The sequence below is a fragment of the Sphingobium sp. S6 genome (genome assembly GCF_905120495.1).
Taxonomy (GTDB): domain Bacteria; phylum Pseudomonadota; class Alphaproteobacteria; order Sphingomonadales; family Sphingomonadaceae; genus Sphingobium; species Sphingobium agri.
On sequence record NZ_CAJHOG010000002.1, the window covers coordinates 92,891 to 116,117 of the forward strand.

Below are 23,227 nucleotides of genomic sequence, written 5' to 3' on the forward strand. Positions count from 1 at the left end.
TAAGAGACATGGAAACCGCTTCCCCCGCAGGCACTCTCTTCGGCATGTCCGCCACGGACTTTGGCACCTTGCTCGCCGCGATGGCGACGCTCGCCATGCTGTTCGTGCTCTACACGGTGATGACCGTGCGCGACCCGATGGCCAAGCGCGTCAAGGCGCTCAACGAACGGCGTGAGCAGCTGAAGGCCGGGATCACCGCCTCCACCGCGCGCCGCCGCGCCAAGCTGGTCAAGAAGAACCAGACGACCGATCAGATGCGGGCCTTCCTGTCCAGCCTGAAGGTGCTGCAGGACGATCAGCTCAAGGATTCGCAAACCAAGCTGGCGCAGGCCGGTATCCGGTCGAAGGATCTGGCGGTCGCCGTCATCTTCGGCCGCATGGTGCTGCCGATCGTCATCGGCGGCCTGGCCGCGCTGCTGCTCTATGGCGTCGGCATTTATCCTGACTGGGGCGGCGCAAAGCGCTTCATGGCGTTCGCCGTGGCGCTGCTGCTGTCCTACAAGGCGCCGGACATCTTCATCGACAACAAGATCCAGAAGCGTTCCGCCGCCATCCGCAAGGGCCTGCCCGACGCGCTCGACCTGCTCGTCATCTGCGCCGAGGCTGGCTTGACGGTGGACGCCGCCTTCGCCCGCGTCGCCAAGGAACTGGGCAAGGCCTATCCGGAGCTGGGCGACGAGTTCCAGCTGACCGCGATCGAACTCAGCTTCCTTACCGAACGGCGCATGGCGTTCGAAAACCTGGCCAATCGGGTAAAGCTCGACGCGGTCAAGGGCGTGGTGACGACCATGATCCAGACGGAAAAATACGGCACGCCGCTGGCATCCGCCTTGCGCGTGCTGTCAGCCGAGTTCCGCCATGAACGCATGATGCGCGCCGAGGAAAAGGCCGCGCGCCTGCCCGCCATCATGACGGTTCCGCTGATCCTCTTCATTCTGCCGACGCTGTTCGTCGTGATCCTTGGGCCAGCGGCCTGCTCGATCAGCTCGGCCTTCTGAAACAGGCTAAAAAGGGGAGGAAGGGGACGTCCGGGGGGCGTCCCCTTTTTTGTGCTCAATCCCCCAGGATCACATCGACCCCGGCGCGAGCATGGATCGCGGTGCCGTCGTAGATGGGCAGCACGTTCGCCTTCACATCGACGATCATTTCCAGTTCTGTGCAGGCCAGGATCGCCGCCTGAACATTTTCCTTCGCGATGTCCGTCAGTTCCGAGCGCATATAGCGTTCGGACTCGCGGCTCACCTTGCCGATCGTCAGCTCCTCATAGACGATGCGGTCGATCCGCTCGGCGAGGTCAAGGTCCGGGGGCAGCAGCGAGATGCCGTGGCCGACCAGCCGCTGGCGGTAGAATTTCTCCGTCATGACGTTGCGGGTGCCGATCAGCGCGGCCCTTTGCACGCCATCGGCCTTCATCTTGCGGCCGACCGCATCGGCGATGTTGATGATCGGCGTGTCCACCCCGCCCTGCACCTCGTCATAGACACGGTGCATGCTGTTGGCGCAGATCAGCAGCGCCTTGGCGCCTGCCTGCTCCAGCCGCCGGGCGGATGCCGTTAGCACCTGCGCTGCATAGGCCCATTCCTCTTCGGTGGTGGAGCGGCCGATTTCGGCGAAGTCGAGGCTCTCGATCAGCAGCGGGGCGCTGTGCTGCCCGCCCTTTGCCCGGTAAACCGCCTGATTGATGATCTGATAATAGCGTGCTGTGGATGTCCAGCTGAGACCGCCGATCAGGCCGAGCTTCTGCATGGTGCGTCTTTACCCCAATTGCCGCCCGGAAACTGCCCCGGCGTCCGTCCGCTCCAGCGTTACGGACGGGACCCCGCATCGGCAAGCCCCTTCCCGCGCGCTCCGCCACATATGCGCAGCGCAACGCCCGTTCCGGCAGCAGCTGAAAGCCCTCCCGCAGCCAGGAGCCCCACATTTTCCAGCAGGAATGCGAGCGCGGCGGCGGACCAGCCCGCCATAGCGATGGCGAGGACGAGCAGCAGCATGGCGGGCCGCTCCAGCCGAAACAGCACGATAAGCGCGCAGGTCGACGCACCGATGCCACCCATGGTGACGACTGCCAGCGCCAGCATATGCCGCGCGGCAACGCCGGTGCTTCCCTCGTCGACCAGCCCGAAAGCATAAGGGTTGAGCCAGGCAGCCGCTGCTGCAAACAGCATCGCCGCTGCCGAGAACCCGGTGAATATCGTCAACAGCGGCATCCATCGGCCGCGCGGCCATTCCCGTCCCAGCAGCAAGCCTAAGCCGCCGCCCACGATCAACGCGCCGATGATATCGGGTCCGTTGATGACGTCCATGTCATACACCGCCACGGCAGACAGGATGATCGTGCCAGCAAGAGCCGCATGCCGCCGCCTCTCGCTCGTCAGGATTGTAAAGGGCCAAGAAGCGCCCAGGAAAAGCAGCGCCGCGAGGGCCTGCCCGATCAGGATCAGGTCAAAGCTGGCAATCATGGACGTTTCGCCGCCTGCCCGGTTTTGGCGCTCCGGCGCGCAGCGATGGCGCCGCCGAAGAAGGATGCGCTCGCCAATATGACCGCGACCAAACTCACATAGCGGGCGACAGGACTACTCACCTCAGCTGCGACCGTCAGCGTTGCGGCGATGGCTGCAGGCGGCAGCAGAAACAGCGGGAGGAAAGCGCCGGTTTCGTCCAGGCGCAAACGCCAGGCAGAGATCGCCCCGATTGAACAGGCCAGAAGGAAACAGAGGAGGAGAAGCGCGCTCATTCCTGCCCTTCAGACGCGATCGTCCGGTCCTGCCTGATCCATGGAAAGGCGCGATACGACGCCGAAGCCCTCCCCCTCAGGCTTTGCCAGAGGGGGAGGAGCATGCCGATTTACAGCAGGCGGTCGCTGACGACCTTGCCGCCCTGCGTCACGCGGATGGCGTTGCCGATTTCCTCGTCCAGCACTGGCGCATTCTGTTCCTTGTTCCAGAAGGCCGAGAGGAAATTATAGAGGTTGCGCGCGAACAGCGCCGAGGCGTCGGCGGCAAGGCGCGAGGGCACATTCTTGTGGCCCACGATCTTCACGCCATGGCGCTCGACCACCTGGCCCAGCACCGCGCCTTCGACATTGCCACCCTGTTCGACGGCGAGGTCGACGATCACGCTGCCCGGCTTCATCGTCGCGATCTGCGCATCGGTGATAAGGCGCGGCGCGGGCTTGCCCGGAATCAGGGCCGTCGTGATGACGATGTCCTGCTTGGCGATGTGGCTGGACACCAATTCGGCCTGCGCCTTCTGGTAATCCTCGGACATTTCGGTGGCATAGCCGCCCTTGCCCTCGCCCTCGATGCCAGCGACGCTTTCGACGAAGACCGCCTTTGCGCCCAGGCTTTCGATCTGTTCCTTGGTCGCCGAGCGCACGTCGGTCGCCGACACCTGCGCGCCCAGGCGCTTGGCCGTCGCGATCGCCTGAAGCCCGGCGACGCCCACGCCCATGACGAAAGCCTTGGCCGGGGAGATCGTCCCCGCCGCCGTCATCATCATCGGGAAAGCGCGGCCATATTCGGACGCTGCGTCCAGCACCGCCTTGTAGCCGGACAGGTTCGACTGCGAAGACAGGATGTCCATCGACTGCGCGCGCGTGATGCGCGGCATGAACTCCATCGCCAACGCCTCATAGCCCCCCTGCGCATAGGCGTCGACGCGCGCGCGCTCGACAAAGGGGTTGAGGCCAGCGACGATCCACGCACCCGGCTTCGCGCCCGTGATGCTGGCGACGTCAGGACCCTGGACGCCCAGAATGATGTCCGCGCCCGCGACCGTCGCGGCGCGATCCGCAATGGTCGCGCCCATGGCGGCATAGTCGGCGTCGGCGATGGCGGCGGTAAGGCCCGCGCCCGCTTCGACGGCGACATCGGCGCCCAGCGCCTTGAACTTCTTGACGGTTTCCGGCGTACCGGCAACGCGGCGCTCACCCTCGGCGAGCTCCTTGATAATAGCGATCTTCATCGACATCCCCCTGGTGGCGCCGGTCTTTAGCTGGAGATCAGCAGAACGACGATCGCAGCGACGATCACGCTTGCGATAGTGCCCCACTTCACGAGGGCCACGAACCCTGTGTAGGTCTGGGTCGCGCTCTCCATATTTCCTTCTGACGCCATGTCCATTCCCTTGTCGCCTGTGTTTTTGAGCGGGCCCCTCTTATCGACAAGGTTCTCCCCCCTCAACCTCGAAACGGATGAAGAAAAACTTTCCGGTTAAGGGCGCCTTTACCCCCTTGGTCTAGGCTGGCGCCACGGAACAAGAAGAGGGGTAAGATGGCGCGCGACGGCGTTCCCATGCTGATGCTGATCGACGAAGAGCCCGCGCAACGCAGGCTCGTGTCCGCGCTGGCCGCCCGCGCTGGCTGGCGCACGATCTTCGCCAATGACGGCGACATGGCGATCGCCATGCTCGGCACGCAGGATGGGATGCGGCTGGACGCGGTGCTGCTCGACCAGTGGATTCCCGGCCCCGACGCGACCGGCCTCGTCCGCGAATTGCGCAGCCGTCGGCCTGCGCTTCCTATATTGATATTGACCGCGCACAACAGTGTCGCCGTTGCCGTGGACGCCATGCGTGCTGGCGCGACCGACTATCTTGCCAAGCCGGTCGCGCCGGAAAGGCTGCTCTCCGCGCTCAACGCCACCCTGTCGCAGGAGCATGGCAAGGGTGAGCTGCGCCCGCTGACGGAAAAGATATCCGCGGCCCTTTCTTTTGAAGATGTGGTCGGCGCCGCGCCGCAATTCCGCGCCGCCCTCGCGATCGCAGCCAAAGCGGCCCGCGCCCGCGTCCCCGTCCTGATCGAAGGCGAAAGCGGCGTCGGCAAGGATGTGATCGCCCGCGCCATCCACGCGGCCTCCCCCCGCCACAAGCAGGCGATGGTGACGGTGAACTGCGGCGCCATCCCCGCGAACCTCGTCGAATCGGACCTGTTCGGCCATGAGCGCGGCGCTTTTACCGGGGCCTTCGAGCGCCAGGTCGGCAAGTTCGTCGCCGCCGACATGGGCACCATCTTCCTCGATGAAGTCAGCGAAATGCCGCTCGACGCCCAGGTGAAGCTGCTGCGCGTCCTTCAGGACGGCGAGGTGCAGCCGATCGGTGCGCGGCGGCCGGTGCATGTCGATGTGCGGATCATCGCCGCCACCAACAAGCGGCTGGTCGATGAGATCGAGGCGGGGCGTTTTCGCGAAGACCTTTATTACCGCCTGAACGTCGTTCAATTGACGATTCCGCCGCTGCGCGAGCGCATTGGCGACGTTCCCGCGCTTTGCCGCCATCTGCTCGCCCGCATCGCCAATCAGCCGGGGCTGCGCAGCCTGGGCCTGACCGACGATGCGCTCGCGCTGCTGATGCAGCATGAATGGCCGGGCAATGTGCGCCAGCTGCAAAACGCGCTCTTCCGCGCCGCCGTCCTGTGCGAAGGCGATGCGCTGACGCCGCAGGACTTCCCGCAGATCGCCGCGCAGATCCGGACGCGCGCCAGTGGCGAGCCGCTCCAGCCGCGCCTGCGCGCCGTGCCCGCGACTCACCGGGAAGCGGCGGGCATCACCCTGTTCGAAGGCGACGGCCATGTCCGCCAGCTTGCGGAGATCGAAGCGGATGTCATCCGCCTCGCGATCGGCCATTATCGCGGCCGCATGACGGAGGTCGCCCGCCGCCTGGGCATCGGTCGCTCGACGCTCTACCGCAAGCTTGCCGAGCTTGGGATCGACAGCGCCGCTTGAACGCACCGGCGCAACGCAACGCTCATCCTGCCGCTGCGGATATCGTTGCGCCGTTGAAATGTCGGGCTGGCTATGCTTTGGACTGGGCATGAAAAAACTCAGCCTGGCGACCGCCCTTCCACTCCTCCTGCTGGTAGCCTGCGGGCGCGCCGAGCCGGTGGAAGATATGCCGAGCCAGGAAGAACTGGCCGCAGCCGCCAATGCCGCCGCTGCCAAGGCGCTTGCGGAGGGCAAGGCGGAAGCGGCCGAGAATCGCAATTATGTGAATGACGAACGCGGCTTTTCCATCAGCTTCCCGGAAGGCTGGGAAAAGGACAGCGGCGCCAGCACGCCTGACGGCACCGTCTATCAGGACCCGGGCGCAGGGGCCGACGTCCGCGTCTTCTGGCAGCGCAATGAGGACAAGCAATCGCTCCAGCAGGTCGTCCAGGCGATGAGCAGCGGTTCGGAAGGCGTGGATGGCGACTTCATCGGCGACAATGAATATCGCGGCACCGCCAATGACGGCGAAGGCAATAATGTCGCCGTCCGCCTCCTGCGCCAGTCTGACGGGGGCATCGTCACCGTGACGTTCGTCTATCCCGAAATGCTGAGCGAACAATATCAGCCGATCGCGAAACGGGTGCTGGATAGCCTGCGTGTCTTCGCGCCGAAGGGGGCGGAGGCCGAGCCAGCAAACGCTGCGAGCGCTGCGAACGCGGTGGAGTAACCTCATCTCCCCTCCCGCAAGCGGGAGGGGCCGGGGGTGGGCCTGCGCAACGTCAGATTTCCCAATCTGAGCCGTAGAAGCTCGCTCCGCTCGCCCCACCCCTAACCCTTCAAACGAGTCACGTGCCTCGTCTGAACGCCTGCGGGAGGGGAACAAGCTCCCCTCAAGGCATAACCGCCTCCGCCCGAGCGATCAGCGCGCGCGCCTCCTCGACATGCATTCCCTCGATCATTCGCCCCTCGAACCGCTCGGCCCCGCCCGTCGCCGCCTCGATCAGCCGCCGCGCATCGGCCACCGCCTGCGCATCGGGGCCGAACACCTGGTTGGCGACCGGAACCTGGCTCGGATGGATCAGCGTCTTGCCGTCGAAGCCCAGCGCATGCCCCGCCGCGCATTCCGCTTCGAACCCTGCTTCATCGTCCAGCCGATTGAACACGCCATCGAACACGGCGACCCGCGCCGCCCGCGCGCTCAGGATCACCGACTGGAGAGCGAAACTCAGTCCTTCCCTGCCCGCCGATGGAGGAATGCCAAGGTCCTGCCGCAGGTCGTTGGTGCCCATGAAGATCCCGGCCGTCCCCTCTTCCGCCGCGATCGACGCAGCGGCAAGAACCCCGGCCGCGCTCTCGATCATGGCAAGCACCGGCTTCTGGCAGACGCTGAACACGTCACGCACCTGCCTGCCGCTTTCGACCTTGGGCAGGATGACATAGTTCGCCGCCGACTTCTTGACGGCGACCATTTCCGGCCCATGCCACGGCGTCCCTTCGACATTGATGCGGACTGCGCACAGCCGTTTGCCAAAGCCTTCCGCCGCCGCCTCCACGGCATTCGCGCGCGCTTCCTCCTTCATGCCGTCAGCCACCGCATCCTCCAGGTCCAGCATGACCATGTCGCAGGACAGGGTGCGCGCCTTGGCGATGGCGCGCCTGTTCGATGCGGGCAGGAACAGCAGCGATCGGGCGTGGCGCAGCAACATGACAGGTCTCCTCTTCGGGCCGGGCGGCAGCGGTGACGGTTTGACTTTTCCCGTTAATGATTTCGCGTCATAGTCAAGCGCTTCTTCGGGGGAGAGAAAGATGCTGACGACCTTCGCGCTGACCGTGACTTTCCTGGTGCTCTTCTATCTGGCCGTGAGCGTCAAGGTGGTGCGACAGGGCTATCAATATACCATCGAACGCTTCGGCCGGTTCACCGAAGTGGCAAAGCCGGGCCTCAATTTCTATCCCGCCTTCTTCTACGCCGTCGGGCGCAAGATCAACATGATGGAGCAGGTGGTCGACATTCCGGGGCAGGAGATCATCACCAAGGACAATGCCATGGTGTCGGTCGACGGCGTCGTCTTCTTCCAGGTGCTGGATGCCGCCAAGGCCGCCTATGAAGTGTCGGAGCTTTATGTCGCGATCATGCAGCTGGCGACCACCAACCTGCGCACCGTCATGGGCTCGATGGACCTCGACGAGACCCTTTCGAAGCGCGACGAGATCAACGCCCGCCTGCTGTCCGTGGTCGATCACGCCACCAACGCCTGGGGCATCAAGATCACCCGTGTCGAGCTGAAGGATATCCGCCCGCCCGCCGATATCGTCAACGCCATGGGCCGCCAGATGAAGGCGGAGCGCGAAAAGCGCGCTCTGATTCTGGAATCGGAAGGTCTGCGCGCCTCTGAAATCCTGAAGGCCGAGGGGCAGAAGCAAAGCCAGATCCTGGAAGCCGAAGGCCGCCGCGAAGCCGCCTTCCGCGACGCCGAAGCCCGCGAGCGCGAGGCGGAGGCGGAAGCCAAGGCGACGCAGATGGTGTCCGAAGCCATCGCATCGGGCAATGCGCAGGCGATCAACTATTTCGTGGCGCAGAAATATGTCGAGGCGGTGAGCCAGTTCGCCAACTCGCCCAATGCCAAGACCATCCTCTTCCCCGTGGAGGCGACGCAGCTGATCGGCACGCTGGGCGGCATCGGCGCGCTGGCGAAAGAGGCCTTGGGCAGCGACGGCACGCCCACCCCTCCCCCCGCCGCGCCCCGCCGTAGCCCCTTCGCGCAGGGTCAGGGCTGATGGACTGGCTCGGCATGCTCGACGATCATTGGGGCTGGCTGGTCTTCGCCGCCCTGCTTGGCGTCGGTGAAGTCCTGTTGCCCGGCGTGTTCCTCATCTGGGTCGCGCTGGCGGCGGCGGTGACGGGACTGATCGCGCTGGCGCTGCCCGTCTCGGTGCCCGTACAACTGCTGATCTTCGCCCTGCTGTGCCTGCTTTCGGTTTGGGGCGGCCGCCGCTGGTATGCGGCCAATCCCGTGAACTCACAGGACCCGCTGCTCAATGATCGCACCGCCCGCCTGATCGGCGAAGTCGTGCTGGTGGTCGAAGCCATCGAGGCAGGCCGGGGCCGCGTGAAGGTCGGCGACAGCGTCTGGTCCTGCCGAGGCCCGGACGCACCTGCGGGCAGCCACGTGCGCGTCATCGGCGCGGATGCATCGGTACTACAAGTGGAACCGGCCTGACAGAGAAGTTCAGTCCTCACCCCTCCCGCAGGCGTTCAAACGAGGCACGTGACTCGTTTGAAGGGCCGGGGGTGGGCCAGCGCAGCGCCCGAGGACGTTCTTAAACGGCACGCCCGGAAGCTCGCTCCCCTGGCCCGCATCCCTCGCCCAAACTCGGAGGGAGGAAATGACTTGCATGGGTGGATTGCGGACTGTCTGTTCTGGGACAAATCCCTGTTAATCGAGACGTGGTGACGTTTACAATGTCGAGGCTTCCGAAGCGCTGAGCGCATTCTTGCAGGACCGTATAAGCTGAAGCAGCTTAGTTATGCGCCCCCACGGATCGCGAGCGGTCATTGCGTCTGTAAGGCTTTGGTCTGTTGGACTTGGCGTGTCGGCGCCTAGCATCTTTACCATGTATGCGAGGTTGTCCGGCTCCCGACGATTAATATAGATACCTTCCGCTAACCGACGAGGTTCGTCGCAACTTTTAGGTCCGTTCTTCACAATCCGCTCCACAAGGTCGCACCGACCTTTTGCCGCGAGCAGAGCTAGCAGACTCCTTCCAGTTACGGAGGCGGCGGAATAGTTTTCTGAGGCCATCCGAACAGCGAGGTATTCAATATATTCCATCGCGCGGGGCGTTGGATTGTAAGCTGCTAAGGCGCTCCAACGGGCGTCCCAAACCGTATCATGATTAGGTAAGCTCAACATCGCGGTTTCCGCAGTTGTCATCGCCGTGTGTGCTTCTTTGTCTCCTGCCGCGTCAAGATAAGCCGCCGCCAGATAGCGTTTACCAAGCCGCCCTCCAGGAGTCAGGTACGGGTCGTCCGTTCGATCTCCCATTAGAGCGGCCAATCTGACTATGCAGGACCGATTCACACCGTTTTCTGCTGCCCGGCTAATCAGTCGCTCAATTCCCGTGGCTTTAATCTCGGTGCGCTCTTGCACGAACGCCAAGGTCTCATCGCAGCGGCTAAGCGTCATAAGGATGAGCGCAAATTGGCTTTGCGCATCCCTGCGGTCATCGGCCGACAACGCTTGGTTAGAGCGGGCCTCATCTGCTTCTATCCTCGCGGTTTGGACAGCACGTTGCATGAGCAAGGTGATCCGTGTGCGCTCGTCCTCTGCCAGCCCACTGGGGCCGGTGACTGCTCCGACCCAGCTTGAAAAAGCAAGAAGGATAGAGAAGCACAACGCGCGCACAAGCTGCGTCATCCGTTTTCGCGTAATCAAAGCATATACCCGGTGTAACGAGGCCGAGGAAGAGTAAGCGAAAGAAGCCATTGCTTTTCTTATGTCGATAAAGAAGACCGTCCGCAATTGGGCTGCAGCGATGTCAATTCGAACGGCAAAAAATGGTCGCGTGCGGCCAGTCTGCTTCCCTTCAACGGCATGCCGGAAGCTCGCTGCACTTGCGCCCAACCCTCCCGCCTGCGGGAGGGGAACAGCGTGAGTTGCCCCGACCGAGCACATTCAACCCACAAACAAAAAGGGCCAGCGTCGCCGCCAGCCCCTCTTGCACCGAAACTCTTCGCCCGCTTATCCCACGAACGCCCGCTCGATCACGAAGGCGCCGGGCGCCGCGTTTGAGCCTTCGGTGAAGCCTTCGCCTTCGAAATAGGCGGCGAACTGCTTGATCATCTCCATGCTGCCGCACATCATGATGCGGTCAGTCTCCGGATTGAACTTCCTGTCGCCCGCAATGCCTTCGAACAGCGCGCCATTCTCGACCAGCTTGTCGATGCGCACATTGTTGCGGAACGGTTCGCGCGTGACGGTCGGCACATAATGGAACTGGTTAGCGGCCTGTTCAGACACCAGCGGATCTTCCGCCAGCTTGCCCGTCAGTTCGTCATGGAAAGCAAGGTCGCTGACCCGGCGGACCGAGTGGACGACGACGACCTCTTCATAAAAGTCATAAACGTCGGGATCGCGCGCCAGGCTGAGGAAGGGCGCGAGGCCCGTGCCGGTCGACAGCATGAAGAGGCGTTTGCCAGGCAGCAGCGCGTCGGTCACCAACGTGCCGGTTGGCTTGCGGCCGAGATAGATCTGGTCGCCCGGCTGGATCAGCTGAAGCTTGGAGGTGAGCGGCCCGTCCTGCACCTTGATCGACAGGAACTCCAGCTCCTCGTCCCAAGCGGGGCTGGCGACGGAATAGGCGCGCAGCAGCGGCTTGCCATTGTCGCCCTGAAGCCCGATCATCACGAACTCGCCCGAACGGAAGCGGAAGCTTGCCGGGCGGCTGATGCGGAAGCTGAACAGATGCTCGTTCCAATGCCGGACCGACAGCACGGTTTCGACAGTCAGGGCGCCGGTCGGTTCCAGTACCGGCTTTTCGATCGTCACGTCGCTCAAAACCTTGTCTCCTGCCAAATCCACTTGGCCAACGCCCGGTCAGGACGCCAGTTGCGTGGCTTTCGCAATAAGTGATGGCGGCGCGAATGCCTTTTCGGCCCGTCCAAGGCAAGGTGAAAAAACTTTCATGGCCGATAGCTGACGATCATGCCCGCACGCGTCAGCCGGATTTTTCAGCCGAACAATCCCTTGGCGAGCCTGCTCAGTTCGCCGATCGGGCTGCCATCGCCATCGCTATCGAACAGGCCGCCCAGCTTGCCCAGCAACGCTTCGGGCCCGCCGAATTGGGCGAACAGTTCCTGCAACTTGTCGGCGGAAACGCCATGCTCCGCCGCGGTGGTGGCGAGCGCCGCGACATCGGTTTCGCCCGACGCGATCTTGCCGCCGATTTCCGCCATCAGCGCCTGCATCTGCTCGGCCGAAAGCCCCAGTTTCGCGGCCACCGCTTCCAATCCGCCCACGCTGTTTATCAGTTGGTCAAACATCGTCATCATCCCGTTATATCAAGCGGCAGGATAGCACCGCCCGCCGCTGCCTGAAAGAGAAAGGGGCCAAAGCAAAAGAGCCGGAAAGGCGCATGCCCCCGGCTCCTTCACCATTGCGATCGTCGGTCCTGTGATCAGGCCGCCGTCAGCGCAGCCTGCCGCACCGACGCATCGACATGCTCTTCGAACTGGGCGAAATTGTCCACGAACTGCTTGACCAGCTTGCCCGCAGTCTCGTCATAGGCGGCCTGATCGGCCCAGGTCGCGCGCGGATCGAGGATGGTCGCGTCAACGCCCGGCACCGCGACGGGAACCTGGAAGCCGAAATTGGGATCGACCCGGAACTCGGCATCGTTGAGGCTGCCGTCCAGCGCCGCGTTCAGCAGCGCGCGGGTAACCTTGATAGGCATGCGCTTGCCAACGCCATATTTGCCGCCGGTCCAGCCGGTGTTGACCAGCCAGCAGGTAACGCCGCCCTTGTTGATCCGGTCCTTGAGCAGATTGCCATAGACCGAGGGGTGACGCGGCATGAAGGGCGCGCCAAAGCAGGTGGAGAAGGTCGCCGAAGGCTCCGTCACGCCGATTTCCGTACCCGCGACGCGCGCGGTGTAGCCGGACAGGAAGTGGTACATCGCTTGGTCCGGGGTCAGCCGCGCGATCGGAGGCAGCACACCGTAGGCGTCGGCGGTCAGGAAGATGATGTTCTTCGGCACCGGACCCAGATTCTTTTCCGACGCATTCGGAATGAAGTCGATCGGGTAGGAACCACGGCTATTTTCAGCCAGGCTGTTGTCGTCGAGGTCGATTTCGCGCGTATCCTCGTCGATCACCACATTTTCAAGCACCGTGCCGAAACGCTTGGTGGTCGCGAAGATTTCCGGCTCGGCTTCGGCCGACAGGTTGATCATCTTGGCATAGCAGCCGCCTTCGAAATTGAAGACCGCCGTGTCCGACCAGCCATGTTCATCGTCGCCGATCAGCGTGCGGCTGGCATCGGCCGACAGCGTCGTCTTGCCGGTGCCCGACAGGCCGAAGAAGACTGCCGTATCACCGTTCGGGCCGATATTGGCCGAACAGTGCATCGGCATCACGCCCTTGGTCGGCAGCAGATAATTGAGGATGCCGAAGACCGACTTCTTCATTTCGCCGGCATATTTGGTGCCGCCGATCAGGATCAGCTTTTCGCTGAAATTGACAGCGATCACCGTTTCGCTGCGCGAACCATGACGGGCCGGATCAGCCTGGAACGACGGCAGGTCGATAATGGTATATTCAGGGGCGAAGCCGCTCAGCTCTTCCGCCTTGGGCCGCACCAGCAGCGTGCGGATGAACAGGTTGTGCCAGGCAAGTTCGTTGATGACGCGGACGTTGACGCGATGCTCAGGCTGCGAGCCACCGAACAGATCAGCAACGTAGAGCTTGCTCTTCTCGCCCAGCGCCTTGAAGAAGTCTTCCTTGAGAGCGGCGAAATGTTCGGGCGTCATCGGGACGTTGGTCTTGCCCCACCATACCGTGGATTCGGTCTCAGCGTCCTTGACGATGAACTTGTCGTTGGCCGAACGGCCGGTGTGCTTGCCGGTCTTGACGACCAGCGGGCCATCCTTGGACAGCATGCCTTCGCCATTCGCAATGGCAGCTTCGACGAGCGGCGCGGTGCCGAGATTCCAATGCAATTCAGCGGTCGTGGAAATGCCCTGCTGATCCAGGGTAATTGAGGATTTGGCCTGCACGCCTTAGCTCCTGATGTGATTACTCCGGCCCGCCAACTCGCGCTCGCGACCGATCCGCTCCTAGCGTCGCCGGCCTCATATGGGCGGCAACATTCCTGCAGATGGGGGGGCAATAAGCCTTTGCACCCCCAGCGTCAAATCCCGCCCGCACGCACTTTATCCCAGATTAACACGGGTAAACCGCATAATCGCCCGCCTACCCCTTTCTTGCGAGCGGGGCAGGCATCGTCTAACGCTGGATGGGAAGGCCTGAGCAGGGCGGCCACGATCTTTGGGAACAAGCATGACTCCAACCATCGCCCTTGTGGATGATGACAAGAATATCCTGACTTCCGTGTCCATCGCGCTGCAGGCCGAAGGCTTCCTGACGCGCCTCTATTCGGATCCGGAGGCGGCGCTGAAGGCGCTGCTCGACAATCCCGCCGACCTCGCCGTGTTCGACATCAAGATGCCGGGCATGGACGGCCTGGAACTGCTGCGGCGGCTGCGGGAAAAGAGCCAGATGCCGGTGATCTTCCTGACGTCCAAAACCGATGAGCTGGACGAGGCGCTGGGCCTCGCAATGGGCGCGGACGATTACATCGCCAAGCCCTTTTCCCAGCGCCTCTTGATCGCCCGCATCCGCGCCATCCTGCGCCGCTCGGAAGTCGGACGGGCGACGGATGCGAGCGACGAGCCCGCCGCCGAGCCGATCATCCGCGGCCGGTTGGAAATGGACCCGGCCCGCCATCGCGTCAAATGGATGGGGCAGGACGTCACGCTGACGGTCACGGAGTTTCTGATCCTAGAAACGCTGGCGTCACGGCCCGGCGTCGTCAAGAACCGCAACCAGTTGATGGATGCTGCGTATCAGGATGACGTCTATGTCGACGACCGCACCATCGACAGCCACATCAAGCGGCTCCGCCGCAAATTCCGAGAGGTTGATCCTGAATTCAACGCAATCGACACGCTCTATGGCGCCGGATATCGATTCTCCGAAGAATGATCCGCGGGACGGCGGGTTGCGCTGGTCGGGCCGCATCAGCCTGACGCCGCGCATCCTGGCGGTCAACGTGTTCGCGCTCGCCTTGCTGGCGGGTGGCTTCTTCTATCTGGACAGCTATCGGACCCGCATCGTTGACGCGCGGCTGGAGCAGTCCGCGCGCGAATTGAAGCTGCTCGCCATCGGGCTGGAGACGGCCCCGGCCGAACAACATAACGCTCTGATCGCCGCCTATGCCCGGCAGACGCGCGATCGCGTTCGCCGCTATGCACCGGACGGGCGGCTGATCGCGGACAGTTTCGCCATGGATGCGCCCCGCTACCGGCTGCGCCTGCCTTCGGAAGAAGGCTGGCGGCGGCATGCCGCGCGTTTCCTCGACAAGGCGGTGGACCGCGTCGTCTTCGCCGATCGCCCGCCCAATTTCGAAGAGCCTGCCGTGGACCGCGCGGATGCCTGGCCGGAGGTGCTGCTCGCGCGCAAAACAGGCCAGCCGCAGGCGACGAACCGCTATGCCCCCGATCGCACCTTCATGATCTCGGCGGCGACGGGCATGAAGGACGGCGGCAGCCTGCTTGCGACCGAAAATGCGCGCGACATCACCCGAACGGTGCGGGCGGAACGGCTGAGGCTAGGCATCGTCATCGCCGCCGCCGTGCTCGCGTCGGTCCTGCTCTCGCTGTTCCTCGCCCGGACCATCGTCCAGCCGCTGCAACGCCTGGCCCGCGCCGCCGTGCGCGTCCGCCTTGGCCGCGCGCGCGAGGTGACGGTGCCCCGCCTGCCGGAGCGGCGCGACGAGATTGGCATGCTCGCCCGCGCGCTTTCCGACATGAGCCACGCATTGAGGCAGCGGATCGACGCCACCGACGCCTTCGCGGCCGATGTCAGCCATGAACTCAAGAACCCCATCGCCTCGCTCCGCTCTGCCCTCGACGCTATGGAACGGATCGACAAGCCGGAACTGCGCGACCAGCTGATGGCGATTGCGCAGGACGATGTGCGGCGGCTCGACCGGCTCGTCACCGACATCGCCGAAGCGTCGCGCATCGACGCTCAGCTTTCCCGCACGCGGTTCGAACCCATCGACCTTGGCTTGTTGATCGAGCGCATGGTCGTGGCGCGCGAGGCACGGGGCGTTCCACGCGGCGTCCGGCTCGCCTTCGCCCGCCCGCGCAAGGATGTCGCCGTCGTGCTCGGCGAAGAGCAGCGCCTGCTCCGCGTGCTCGACAACCTGATCGACAACGCCATCTCCTTCTCGCCCGACGGCGGCCTCGTGCAGATCGTCGCCACGGTCGCCGATCATGAAGTGCTGGTCAGCGTGGAGGATGAAGGGCCCGGCGTGCCCGAGTCCCAGCGCGAACATGTCTTCCGCCGCTTCCACAGTGTCCGTCCGGAAACGGAAAGCTTCGGCAAGCATTCGGGCCTTGGCCTTGCCATCGCCCGGTCGATCGTCGAAGGCCATCAGGGCAAGATCAGCATCGCCGACCGCGAGGACAACCAGCGTGGCGCCTGTTTCATGCTGCGCCTGCCCATGGGGGTCGAGCGTGATCCCGGCATTGTCTCGGAATAGGACAAAGCGCTTAAGTTTTTGACGTTTGCGTTAATTTCCTGCGTCAATTCGATTCACACGCACCGCCGCAAGGTCTAAGAAGAGGTCAGGGATATGGCGGCGCAAGACTCAACCGAAACAGTGCACGCAACGAGCGTCGCGATAGGCGGGCGCGGCATTCTGCTATGTGGCGCAAGCGGCGCAGGGAAATCCGATCTGGCGCTGCGCCTGATCGATCGTGGCGCCATGCTCATCAGCGACGACTATACGATCGTGGAGCGTAACGGGGGGCAACTGACCGCGTCCGCACCCGCCACCATCGCTGGAAAGATGGAGGTGCGCGGGTTGGGAGTCGTGGACATGCCCTTTGCCAGCGAGGCACCGCTGGCGCTGGTCGTCGACCTTGCGCAGCATGTCGACCGCATGCCGGGTGATCCGGACGAATGGATCATCGCCGGCGCGCCGCTGCCCGTCATCAAGCTTTCGCCTTTCGAAGCGTCCGCCCCGATCAAGGTCGAACTGGCGCTGGGCGCGGTGAGGCTGGCATGAGCGCGCCCACGCCCAAGACCATCCTCCTGGTGTCGGGCCTGTCCGGGGCGGGCAAGACGACCGCGCTCAAGACGCTGGAGGACATGGGGTGGGAAGTCGTCGACAACCTCCCGCTCCTCCTGCTGGAGCGGCTGCTCGACACGCCCGTGCCTGCGGGCCACGAGGAACTGGACGACCGGCCTTTGGCGCTCGGCATCGACGCGCGCACCCGTGGCTTCGACGCGCAGGCGATCGTCCAGCGGATCAAGGCGCTGCGCACCCGGCGCGGCCATGATGTCGAAACGCTCTTCCTCGACTGTTCCGACATGGAACTGGAACGCCGCTTTGCCGAAACGCGCCGCCGCCACCCGCTGGCGTCCGACCGTCCGGCCGCGCACGGGCTGGCGCGGGAGCGCGAGCTTACCGATCCCTTACGCCGCTGGGCGACCCATGTCATCGACACGACCAGCCTGACCAGCAACGGGCTGCAGCAGGAAATCCGCAACCGTTTTTCGCGTGACGGCCTGTCCGCCCCGACGCTGACGATCATGTCCTTCGGCTTTTCGCGCGGCGTGCCCCTGAATGCCGATCTGGTGTTCGACATGCGCTTCCTGCGCAATCCGCATTGGGAAGCGGATTTGCGCCCCCATACCGGGCTCGATCCTGGGGTCGCTGCCTATATCATCGAAGATCCCGCATATGAGGACGCCGTCCACCGCATAGAGGAACTGCTCGCGCTCCTGATCCCGCGCTATGAGGAAAGCGGCAAATCCTATGTGACCGTCGCCTTCGGCTGCACCGGGGGGCGGCACCGGTCGGTCCATGTCGCCGAGCGGGTCGCCAAATACTTGCAAGACGCGGGCTTTTCGCCCACGGTCTCGCACCGCAATATGGAATCAGCGCCCCAGGACAGTCTGGAGAAGCGCGAACCGGGAGGCCCGAAAGCTAAATCATGAAACAATCTGGGCCGGGTAGGTAGATGATAGGACTTGTTCTCGTCACGCATGGATCGCTGGCGACGGAATTCGTCGTGGCGATGGAGCATGTGGTCGGTCCGCAGCAGCAGATCGCGACCATCTGCATCGGCCCGGAAGACGACATGGAGGTGCGACGCGCCGATATTGCATCGGCAGTCGAGCGGGTGAATGACGGTTCGGGCGTCATCCTGCTTACCGACCTGTTCGGCGGCACCCCGTCCAACCTCGCCATCTCTCTGCTGAAGGCGGGCGAGATCGAGGTGATCGCGGGCATAAACCTGCCCATGCTCATCCGCCTGGAAAGCGCGCGCAAGGTCATGGACGTGCGCCAGGCCGTCGCCGCCGCGCGCGAAGCGGGCCAGAAATATATCAGCGTCGCATCCGAATTGTTGGGCAGCACCACATGAGCGAAATCAGCAGGCAAGTTCTGATCAGCAACAAGCGCGGCCTGCACGCGCGCGCCAGCGCCAAGTTCGTGACGCTGGCAAGCGGCCTTCCCGCCCAGATCACCGTGCGCAAAGACGGCAGCGAAGTGACCGGCACGTCGATCATGGGCCTCATGATGCTGGGCGCGGCGCTGGGCGATTCCATCACCATCAGCGCCCAGGGGCCTGATGCCGAAGAATCGCTCGGCAAGCTGGTGACGCTGGTCGAAGACAAGTTCGGCGAAGAATAGCTCTTCCGCGCTCCGCCCCGGCCCGATAGAGAGGCCGCCTCATCCTCAGGAGGAAAGCAGGCGCAGTGGCACGCGAGATCACCGGATTTTCCAACCCGCTGGTGAAGCGCGTCCGCTCCTTGCGCGAAAAGAAGTTCCGCAAGGCCGAGGGGCTGTTCCTGGCAGAAGGCCTCCGCATCCTCACCGAAGCGCGCGAGGAAGGCGTGCTGCCGGAAATGCTCTTCCACGCCGGGTCCACCCACCCGCTCGCCGCAGAGCTGATCGCCGTGATGGAGGCGTCAGGCGGCGACGTCATCGAAACCACGCCCGACATCCTGTCCAAGATTTCCGGCAAGGATAATGCCCAAGCGGTCGTCGGCGTCTATCGCGACCGGCTGACCCCCTTGGCGAAGCTCGACCGGAGCAAGGCCGACATCTGGATCGTCGCCCAGTCGCTCCGCGATCCCGGCAACCTCGGCACCATATTGCGCACTGGCGATGCGGTGGGGGCTGGCGGCCTCATCCTGATCGACGATTGCGTCGACCCCTTCTCGGTCGAATCCGTCCGCGCATCGATGGGCGCGCTTTTCACCCAGTCGATCACCCAGGCGCGCTGGGGCGAATTCATGCACTGGCTGCGGCAAGGGCCGGGCGAACTGATCGGCACCAGCCTCAAAGCGACGCAGGATTATCAGGAACCGCGCTATGCCAGCCCCTCCTTCCTGCTGGTCGGCAACGAAGCGCAGGGCCTTCCCGAGGCCTATGAGGCAGAATGCGATCAGCTGGTGAAGATGCCGATGCTTGGCAAAGCCGACAGCCTCAACGCTGCCGTCGCCTGCGCCGTGATGGCCTATGAACTGCTGAACCAGAGGCGAGCGAAACGATAACGATAAGCCAACCATTCCCCTCAACGGGGGCGAGGTGATCCAGAATGCGGGGGATAGAGAGAAAGATGGCAAGCGAGGGAATAGGCGCAATGCTGCGCCACAAACGGGTGCTGGCGGCTAGCCTCATCGGCACGGCGGTCGAATTCTACGACTTCTACATCTACGCCACCGCCGCAAGCCTGATCTTTCCCTCGCTCTTCTTCCCCTCATCCTCGCCGACGGCGCAGTTGATGGCATCCTATGGCTCCCTCGCCCTCGCCTTCTTCGCCCGGCCTTTGGGCGCAGCGGTGTTCGGCCATTATGGCGACCGCATCGGCCGGAAGGCGACGCTCGTTACCTCTCTCATGCTGATGGGCGGATCGACGCTCGCTATCGGCTTCCTGCCGACTTACCAGATGATCGGCTGGTGGGCGCCGCTCATCCTCTGCATCCTGCGCTTCGGGCAAGGTTTGGGACTTGGCGGGGAATGGGGCGGCGCGGCGCTGCTGGCGGTGGAAAATGCCCCTCCCGGCTGGCGAGCGCGCTTCGGCATGTTCCCGCAATTGGGCGCGCCGGTCGGCTTCATCGCCGCCAACGGCCTGTTCCTGATCCTCGGCATGTTCCTCACCGATGAGGATTTCTTCGCCTGGGGCTGGCGCCTGCCCTTCCTCGGCAGCGCGGTGCTGGTCATCCTCGGCCTCTGGATACGGCTGAAGCTCACTGAAACGCCGGAATTCGCCGCCGCCAAGGCCGAAGCGCCGCCGCCCGCCGTCCCGCTGGCTACATTGTTCCAGAACCATCTTGGCGCGGCGATCGCGGGGACGTTCGCGTGCGCGGCCTGCTTTGCCGTATACTATATCGCGACCGCATGGGCGTTGGGCTATGGCACGACCGCGCTGAAGATCGACCGCGAGACATTCCTGGCAATCCAGTTGGGCGCGATCCTGTTCATGGCGTTCAGCATCATATTGGCAGGATGGTGGGCCGACCGCAGCAGCCCGACCCGCGTGCTGGCATGGGGTTGCGTGGGCACGGTGGCGATGGGCGTGATCTTCGGCCCAGCAATGGGCACGGGAGCCTTGTTGCCGATCTTCCTGATACTCAGCCTCGCACTGTTTCTGATGGGCTTCGTATATGGGCCGCTCGGGGCTTATCTGCCGCACTTGTTCCCGGTGCAACTGCGCTATACCGGCGCGTCCTTCGCATTCAACCTGGGCGGCATCATCGGCGGCGCGCTGGCGCCGATCGTCGCGACCTGGTTGATTGCTGCGCAGGGGGTGGAACTGGTCGGCCTCTACATGACCGCCGTGGCGCTGGTCAGCCTTGTCGGCTTGTGGTTCACGAGCCGGACCGGCAAGCGCCACGCTATCGGCTGAGGGGAAACTGCCGGCCAACGCCTCTCCTCCCCTCCCGCAGGCGGGAGGGGCCGGGGGTGGGCCAGCGCAACGCCGAATTTTCGTCTAAGCCAGCCCAAAGCTCGCTCCGCTCACCCCACCCCCTAACCCCCTCCCGCCTGCGGGAGGGGGAACAGACACAAAAAAGGCGGCGCTCCTTCAGGAACGCCGCCTCTTCATCTTGGCCATCAAGCCGCGAGGAAGATCAATCCTCGCTGCGGACGTCGCGGCGCTCGGCGATACGAGCGCGCTTGCCGGTACGGCCGCGCAGATAGTAGAGCTTCGCACGACGCACGACGCCACGGCGGACGACGGTGATCGAATCGATGTTCGGCGAATAGAGCGGGAATACGCGCTCTACGCCTTCACCGAACGAAATCTTGCGCACGGTGAAGTTGCTGCCCATGCCCTTGTTGGAGCGGGCGATGCAGACGCCTTCGTAGTTCTGGACGCGGCTGCGGTCACCTTCGATGACCTTCACGCCGACGCGCAGCGTGTCACCGGGGCGGAATTCCGGGATATCCTTGGCGAGAGCCGCGATGTTCTCGGCCTCGATCTGCTGGATCAAGTTCATTTGACTTAGGTCCTACTTTTCGCGTTGCGCACCAGAGGGCGGCTGGTCCCGAACGCCAATATGACGTTCCCAAAGGTCCGGCCGCCTTAGCCGTGTGTCATCTTCCGCCCTTTGTTTCCGCCAGGCGGCGATTTTCGCATGATCCCCCGATCGCAACACTTCAGGGATCGTGCGCCCTTCCCACAAAGCGGGCCGGGTATAGTGCGGATATTCGAGAAGGCCGCTTTCAAAGCTCTCTTCATCCCCACTGGAAGCCGCGCCCATTACTCCGGGAAGCAACCGAATGCAAGCGTCCAGCAGCATCAACGCGCCCATCTCTCCACCGGACAGGATGATGTCGCCCATGCTGATCTGCTCAATGGGCCGCGCCTCGAAAATGCGCTCGTCAAAGCCTTCGAACCTGCCGCAAAGGATCGTTGCGCCTGGCCCCGCCGCCAGTTCCCGCACGCGGCCTTGCGTGATCGGCCTGCCACGCGGCGTCATCGCGATCACCGGCAGATCGGGCCGCTTTTCCAGCGCATGGTCGATGGCAAGCCCAAGGATGTCGGCGCGCAGCACCATGCCCGCCCCGCCGCCCGCGGGCGTATCGTCCACGGTTCTGTGCTTGTCGGTCGCAAAGTCGCGGATGTGGATCGGATCGCACGACCACTTCCCCTCGCTGAGCGCTCGCCCGGCCAGCGACACGCCCAAGGGCCCGGGAAACATCTCCGGATAGAGCGTCAGAATCTGCGCTGCAAAGCTCATGCGCGACGTGCCCTCATCCACGCCACCGCCATGCCGCCCAATAGCGACAACGCACCCCCGGCGATCAGCGATAGGCCGATGCCCCGCTGAAGATCGGCAAAGGGCCGCTCAGGGTGCAGCAGGAACAGCATCGGAAAAGGGGCGACCAATGCCACGGCCGCGGCGACTTTCCGTCCCCGCGTCCAGCCCATGCCGAACAGCCGCCATCCAGCAGCGACCGTCAGCAGCATGTAGAAGGCGATGAGGGCTTTGGGCATGATGGACCTGATAGTTCTTCGTCATGCTGAACTTGTTAGCATGACGCTCGAGGGCGGAGTTCCCCATCCCTCAAACCGCAAAAGCCGCCTCAATCACCGCGCGATCGTCTGCGATCGTCACCGCATGCATCGGCGCCATGAAGCGCTTGCCGGTCGGCCGCTCGACCTCGATGATGTCGCCAGCGCCGAAATTCTCGACCGCGACGATATTGCCCAGCCCATCGCCATCGCTGGAAAAGCAAGGCAGGCCGATCAGGTCGGCATGATAATATTCGCCCTCTTCCAGCGGAGGCAGGGCCGATCGAGGCACGGTGAGTTCCGTGCCGCGCAAGGCTTCAGCTTGCGTGCGGTCGCCGATCTCGGCGAAGCGCGCCACCGCGCCATTGGGCCCGGGGCGCACCGACTTCAACGTCAGCGTGCCGCCCGCAGCGTCGAAGCTCTTGTAGGATTTGAGGGTTTCCACCCCCTCCCCGAACAGCTTCAGACGAACCTCGCCCGCCACCCCATGCGCGCCAATGATGACGGCCAGAGTGACGGCGCGCGAAGAGGCTAGCCCCTCCCCTTCAGGTTCAACCGAGTCACGTGCCTCGGTTGAAGGGTTGGGCTGGGGGGTGCCGGGCGCGGGGCCATTGTCAGCCCCCACCCCCGGCCCCTCCCCTGAAGGGGAGGGGTGATTACCCATTTAGCCTTCAGCCTGCTCTTCGGGAGCAGCTTCTTCCGCAGGCGCTTCTTCAGCGGCCGGAGCAGCAGCAGCCTCAGCAGCGGCAGCCTTGGCAGCTTCGGCAGCTTCAGCGGCTTCGGCAGCCTTGGTGGCGCGGTCTTCGGCGCGATCCTTGGCCTTCTGGCCCGGCTCAGCCTTCTTCGGGTTGTTGCGGGCAACGCGTTCCTTCACGCCAGCCGCGTCCAGGAAGCGGGCAACGCGATCGGTCGGCTGCGCGCCAGCGGCAACCCAGTGCTTCGCGCGCTCGACGTCGATCACGACGCGCTTCTCGTCGCCCTTGGGCAGGACGGGGTTGTAGCTGCCGATGCGCTCGATGAACTTGCCGTCACGCGGGGCGCGGCTGTCGGCCACGACGATGCGGTAATAAGGACGCTTCTTGGAACCACCGCGCGAAAGACGAATGGACGTTGCCATGCTGTTTTTGACCTTTCTACTCTAATCTACTTAGCTTCAATTCGTCATCCCAGCGGAAGCTGGGATCTTGTGCCTGAGATCCCAGCCTCGC

The 23,227-nt window shown here is 63.9% G+C and carries 28 protein-coding genes; 13 read left to right on the top strand and 15 right to left on the bottom strand.

Features of this window, described 5'->3' with window-relative positions:
- The first annotated feature begins 8 nt into the window (after positions 1–8).
- The gene (locus SPHS8_RS07485) at positions 9–998 is read left to right on the top strand and encodes a type II secretion system F family protein (protein WP_097091017.1); all 990 of its coding nucleotides are present in this window, start codon (positions 9–11) and stop codon (positions 996–998) included.
- 55 nt (positions 999–1,053) lie between these two features.
- Here SPHS8_RS07485 and SPHS8_RS07490 read toward each other — a convergent pair whose 3' ends face one another.
- From SPHS8_RS07490 to SPHS8_RS07510, 5 genes are all read right to left on the bottom strand, one after another.
- Positions 1,054–1,746: an aspartate/glutamate racemase family protein gene (locus SPHS8_RS07490; protein WP_097091016.1), complete on the bottom strand. Its 693-nt coding sequence runs from the start codon at positions 1,744–1,746 to the stop codon at positions 1,054–1,056.
- A 59-nt stretch (positions 1,747–1,805) separates the two neighbouring features.
- Positions 1,806–2,459 carry a hypothetical protein gene (locus tag SPHS8_RS07495; RefSeq protein WP_201514969.1) on the bottom strand — a complete coding sequence of 218 codons (654 nt, stop codon included), beginning with the start codon at positions 2,457–2,459 and terminating at the stop codon, positions 1,806–1,808.
- The gene (locus tag SPHS8_RS07500) at positions 2,456–2,734 is read right to left on the bottom strand and encodes an NADP transhydrogenase subunit alpha (protein WP_201514970.1); all 279 of its coding nucleotides are present in this window, start codon (positions 2,732–2,734) and stop codon (positions 2,456–2,458) included. The genes SPHS8_RS07495 and SPHS8_RS07500 overlap by 4 nt, the downstream gene beginning before the upstream one ends.
- 110 nt (positions 2,735–2,844) lie before the next feature.
- Complete coding sequence (locus tag SPHS8_RS07505) at positions 2,845–3,963, bottom strand: NAD(P) transhydrogenase subunit alpha (protein WP_201514971.1); 1,119 nt, start codon at positions 3,961–3,963, stop codon at positions 2,845–2,847.
- A 26-nt stretch (positions 3,964–3,989) separates the two neighbouring features.
- Complete coding sequence (locus tag SPHS8_RS07510) at positions 3,990–4,115, bottom strand: aa3-type cytochrome c oxidase subunit IV (protein ID WP_176502167.1); 126 nt, start codon at positions 4,113–4,115, stop codon at positions 3,990–3,992.
- A gap of 156 nt (positions 4,116–4,271) precedes the next feature.
- Between SPHS8_RS07510 and SPHS8_RS07515 the strand changes: the two genes are divergently transcribed.
- Complete coding sequence (locus SPHS8_RS07515; RefSeq protein ID WP_097091012.1) at positions 4,272–5,720, top strand: sigma-54-dependent transcriptional regulator; 1,449 nt, start codon at positions 4,272–4,274, stop codon at positions 5,718–5,720.
- An 88-nt stretch (positions 5,721–5,808) separates the two neighbouring features.
- Positions 5,809–6,429, top strand: coding sequence for a hypothetical protein (locus SPHS8_RS07520; RefSeq protein WP_201514972.1), 621 nt, complete (start codon positions 5,809–5,811; stop codon positions 6,427–6,429).
- Between the two features lie 163 nt (positions 6,430–6,592).
- Here the strand turns inward: SPHS8_RS07520 and SPHS8_RS07525 are convergent, their stop codons facing one another.
- Positions 6,593–7,408, bottom strand: coding sequence for an HpcH/HpaI aldolase/citrate lyase family protein (locus SPHS8_RS07525; protein ID WP_201514973.1), 816 nt, complete (start codon positions 7,406–7,408; stop codon positions 6,593–6,595).
- Between the two features lie 100 nt (positions 7,409–7,508).
- On the opposite strand from SPHS8_RS07525, the gene SPHS8_RS07530 reads away from it, so the two are divergent.
- Both SPHS8_RS07530 and SPHS8_RS07535 read left to right on the top strand, forming a co-directional pair.
- Positions 7,509–8,480: an SPFH domain-containing protein gene (locus SPHS8_RS07530; RefSeq protein ID WP_097091010.1), complete on the top strand. Its 972-nt coding sequence runs from the start codon at positions 7,509–7,511 to the stop codon at positions 8,478–8,480.
- Complete coding sequence (locus tag SPHS8_RS07535) at positions 8,480–8,923, top strand: NfeD family protein (RefSeq protein ID WP_201514974.1); 444 nt, start codon at positions 8,480–8,482, stop codon at positions 8,921–8,923. Before SPHS8_RS07530 ends, SPHS8_RS07535 begins: the two co-directional genes overlap by 1 nt.
- Positions 8,924–9,160: 237 nt before the next feature.
- On the opposite strand, the gene SPHS8_RS07540 is transcribed toward SPHS8_RS07535, so the two are convergent.
- The 4 genes from SPHS8_RS07540 to SPHS8_RS07555 all read right to left on the bottom strand — a co-directional run bounded on the left by SPHS8_RS07540 (position 9,161) and on the right by SPHS8_RS07555 (position 13,475).
- Positions 9,161–10,327, bottom strand: a complete 1,167-nt coding sequence (locus SPHS8_RS07540) for a hypothetical protein (protein ID WP_201514975.1) — start codon at positions 10,325–10,327, stop codon at positions 9,161–9,163.
- A 117-nt stretch (positions 10,328–10,444) separates the two neighbouring features.
- Positions 10,445–11,260 (bottom strand): ferredoxin--NADP reductase, encoded by an 816-nt coding sequence (locus SPHS8_RS07545; RefSeq protein ID WP_097092682.1) that lies wholly within the window; start codon positions 11,258–11,260, stop codon positions 10,445–10,447.
- A gap of 173 nt (positions 11,261–11,433) precedes the next feature.
- Positions 11,434–11,751, bottom strand: coding sequence for a hypothetical protein (locus SPHS8_RS07550; RefSeq protein ID WP_201515470.1), 318 nt, complete (start codon positions 11,749–11,751; stop codon positions 11,434–11,436).
- 128 nt (positions 11,752–11,879) lie between these two features.
- Positions 11,880–13,475, bottom strand: coding sequence for a phosphoenolpyruvate carboxykinase (locus SPHS8_RS07555; RefSeq protein ID WP_201514976.1), 1,596 nt, complete (start codon positions 13,473–13,475; stop codon positions 11,880–11,882).
- Positions 13,476–13,758: 283 nt separating this feature from the next.
- On the opposite strand from SPHS8_RS07555, the gene SPHS8_RS07560 reads away from it, so the two are divergent.
- The 8 genes from SPHS8_RS07560 to SPHS8_RS07595 all read left to right on the top strand — a co-directional run bounded on the left by SPHS8_RS07560 (position 13,759) and on the right by SPHS8_RS07595 (position 20,408).
- Positions 13,759–14,463, top strand: a complete 705-nt coding sequence (locus SPHS8_RS07560; RefSeq protein ID WP_097091007.1) for a response regulator transcription factor — start codon at positions 13,759–13,761, stop codon at positions 14,461–14,463.
- Positions 14,432–16,027 (top strand): sensor histidine kinase, encoded by a 1,596-nt coding sequence (locus SPHS8_RS07565; RefSeq protein WP_201514977.1) that lies wholly within the window; start codon positions 14,432–14,434, stop codon positions 16,025–16,027. Before SPHS8_RS07560 ends, SPHS8_RS07565 begins: the two co-directional genes overlap by 32 nt.
- A gap of 93 nt (positions 16,028–16,120) precedes the next feature.
- Entirely contained in the window at positions 16,121–16,555 is a 435-nt protein-coding gene (locus tag SPHS8_RS07570) for an HPr kinase/phosphorylase (RefSeq protein WP_201514978.1), read from the top strand.
- Complete coding sequence (gene rapZ / locus SPHS8_RS07575; protein WP_201514979.1) at positions 16,552–17,490, top strand: RNase adapter RapZ; 939 nt, start codon at positions 16,552–16,554, stop codon at positions 17,488–17,490. Before SPHS8_RS07570 ends, rapZ begins: the two co-directional genes overlap by 4 nt.
- Before the next feature lie 23 nt (positions 17,491–17,513).
- Positions 17,514–17,918, top strand: coding sequence for a PTS sugar transporter subunit IIA (locus SPHS8_RS07580; protein ID WP_097091003.1), 405 nt, complete (start codon positions 17,514–17,516; stop codon positions 17,916–17,918).
- Positions 17,915–18,187 carry an HPr family phosphocarrier protein gene (locus SPHS8_RS07585; RefSeq protein WP_097091002.1) on the top strand — a complete coding sequence of 91 codons (273 nt, stop codon included), beginning with the start codon at positions 17,915–17,917 and terminating at the stop codon, positions 18,185–18,187. Before SPHS8_RS07580 ends, SPHS8_RS07585 begins: the two co-directional genes overlap by 4 nt.
- Before the next feature lie 65 nt (positions 18,188–18,252).
- Positions 18,253–19,053, top strand: coding sequence for a TrmH family RNA methyltransferase (locus SPHS8_RS07590; RefSeq protein ID WP_201514980.1), 801 nt, complete (start codon positions 18,253–18,255; stop codon positions 19,051–19,053).
- An 89-nt stretch (positions 19,054–19,142) separates the two neighbouring features.
- Entirely contained in the window at positions 19,143–20,408 is a 1,266-nt protein-coding gene (locus tag SPHS8_RS07595; protein ID WP_236575030.1) for an MFS transporter, read from the top strand.
- Positions 20,409–20,631: 223 nt separating this feature from the next.
- Here SPHS8_RS07595 and rplS read toward each other — a convergent pair whose 3' ends face one another.
- The 5 genes from rplS to rpsP form a co-directional block, all read right to left on the bottom strand.
- Positions 20,632–21,000, bottom strand: coding sequence for a 50S ribosomal protein L19 (gene rplS, locus SPHS8_RS07600; protein WP_022681436.1), 369 nt, complete (start codon positions 20,998–21,000; stop codon positions 20,632–20,634).
- A 12-nt stretch (positions 21,001–21,012) separates the two neighbouring features.
- The gene (gene trmD / locus SPHS8_RS07605) at positions 21,013–21,744 is read right to left on the bottom strand and encodes a tRNA (guanosine(37)-N1)-methyltransferase TrmD (RefSeq protein WP_201515471.1); all 732 of its coding nucleotides are present in this window, start codon (positions 21,742–21,744) and stop codon (positions 21,013–21,015) included.
- Complete coding sequence (locus SPHS8_RS07610; RefSeq protein WP_201514982.1) at positions 21,741–22,001, bottom strand: hypothetical protein; 261 nt, start codon at positions 21,999–22,001, stop codon at positions 21,741–21,743. Before SPHS8_RS07610 ends, trmD begins: the two co-directional genes overlap by 4 nt.
- Before the next feature lie 70 nt (positions 22,002–22,071).
- Positions 22,072–22,530 (bottom strand): ribosome maturation factor RimM, encoded by a 459-nt coding sequence (gene rimM, locus SPHS8_RS07615; protein ID WP_236575084.1) that lies wholly within the window; start codon positions 22,528–22,530, stop codon positions 22,072–22,074.
- A 153-nt stretch (positions 22,531–22,683) separates the two neighbouring features.
- A complete protein-coding gene (gene rpsP / locus SPHS8_RS07620) occupies positions 22,684–23,136 on the bottom strand; it encodes a 30S ribosomal protein S16 (protein ID WP_201514984.1) in 453 nt (150 codons plus the stop codon).
- Positions 23,137–23,227 lie beyond the last annotated feature (91 nt).

Excerpts from the sequence above, each read along its gene's own strand:
- SPHS8_RS07485 (WP_097091017.1), top strand. The coding sequence starts at position 9 with ATGGAAACCGCTTCCCCCGCAGGCACTCTCTTCGGCATGTCCGCCACG.
- SPHS8_RS07490 (WP_097091016.1), bottom strand. The coding sequence starts at position 1,746 with ATGCAGAAGCTCGGCCTGATCGGCGGTCTCAGCTGGACATCCACAGCA.
- SPHS8_RS07495 (WP_201514969.1), bottom strand. The coding sequence starts at position 2,459 with ATGATTGCCAGCTTTGACCTGATCCTGATCGGGCAGGCCCTCGCGGCG.
- SPHS8_RS07500 (WP_201514970.1), bottom strand. The coding sequence starts at position 2,734 with ATGAGCGCGCTTCTCCTCCTCTGTTTCCTTCTGGCCTGTTCAATCGGG.
- SPHS8_RS07505 (WP_201514971.1), bottom strand. The coding sequence starts at position 3,963 with ATGAAGATCGCTATTATCAAGGAGCTCGCCGAGGGTGAGCGCCGCGTT.
- SPHS8_RS07510 (WP_176502167.1), bottom strand. The coding sequence starts at position 4,115 with ATGGCGTCAGAAGGAAATATGGAGAGCGCGACCCAGACCTACACAGGG.
- SPHS8_RS07515 (WP_097091012.1), top strand. The coding sequence starts at position 4,272 with ATGGCGCGCGACGGCGTTCCCATGCTGATGCTGATCGACGAAGAGCCC.
- SPHS8_RS07520 (WP_201514972.1), top strand. The coding sequence starts at position 5,809 with ATGAAAAAACTCAGCCTGGCGACCGCCCTTCCACTCCTCCTGCTGGTA.
- SPHS8_RS07525 (WP_201514973.1), bottom strand. The coding sequence starts at position 7,408 with ATGTTGCTGCGCCACGCCCGATCGCTGCTGTTCCTGCCCGCATCGAAC.
- SPHS8_RS07530 (WP_097091010.1), top strand. The coding sequence starts at position 7,509 with ATGCTGACGACCTTCGCGCTGACCGTGACTTTCCTGGTGCTCTTCTAT.
- SPHS8_RS07535 (WP_201514974.1), top strand. The coding sequence starts at position 8,480 with ATGGACTGGCTCGGCATGCTCGACGATCATTGGGGCTGGCTGGTCTTC.
- SPHS8_RS07550 (WP_201515470.1), bottom strand. The coding sequence starts at position 11,751 with ATGACGATGTTTGACCAACTGATAAACAGCGTGGGCGGATTGGAAGCG.
- SPHS8_RS07560 (WP_097091007.1), top strand. The coding sequence starts at position 13,759 with ATGACTCCAACCATCGCCCTTGTGGATGATGACAAGAATATCCTGACT.
- SPHS8_RS07565 (WP_201514977.1), top strand. The coding sequence starts at position 14,432 with ATGGCGCCGGATATCGATTCTCCGAAGAATGATCCGCGGGACGGCGGG.
- SPHS8_RS07570 (WP_201514978.1), top strand. The coding sequence starts at position 16,121 with ATGGCGGCGCAAGACTCAACCGAAACAGTGCACGCAACGAGCGTCGCG.
- rapZ (WP_201514979.1), top strand. The coding sequence starts at position 16,552 with ATGAGCGCGCCCACGCCCAAGACCATCCTCCTGGTGTCGGGCCTGTCC.
- SPHS8_RS07580 (WP_097091003.1), top strand. The coding sequence starts at position 17,514 with ATGATAGGACTTGTTCTCGTCACGCATGGATCGCTGGCGACGGAATTC.
- SPHS8_RS07585 (WP_097091002.1), top strand. The coding sequence starts at position 17,915 with ATGAGCGAAATCAGCAGGCAAGTTCTGATCAGCAACAAGCGCGGCCTG.
- SPHS8_RS07595 (WP_236575030.1), top strand. The coding sequence starts at position 19,143 with ATGCTGCGCCACAAACGGGTGCTGGCGGCTAGCCTCATCGGCACGGCG.
- rplS (WP_022681436.1), bottom strand. The coding sequence starts at position 21,000 with ATGAACTTGATCCAGCAGATCGAGGCCGAGAACATCGCGGCTCTCGCC.
- trmD (WP_201515471.1), bottom strand. The coding sequence starts at position 21,744 with ATGAGCTTTGCAGCGCAGATTCTGACGCTCTATCCGGAGATGTTTCCC.
- SPHS8_RS07610 (WP_201514982.1), bottom strand. The coding sequence starts at position 22,001 with ATGCCCAAAGCCCTCATCGCCTTCTACATGCTGCTGACGGTCGCTGCT.
- rpsP (WP_201514984.1), bottom strand. The coding sequence starts at position 23,136 with ATGGCAACGTCCATTCGTCTTTCGCGCGGTGGTTCCAAGAAGCGTCCT.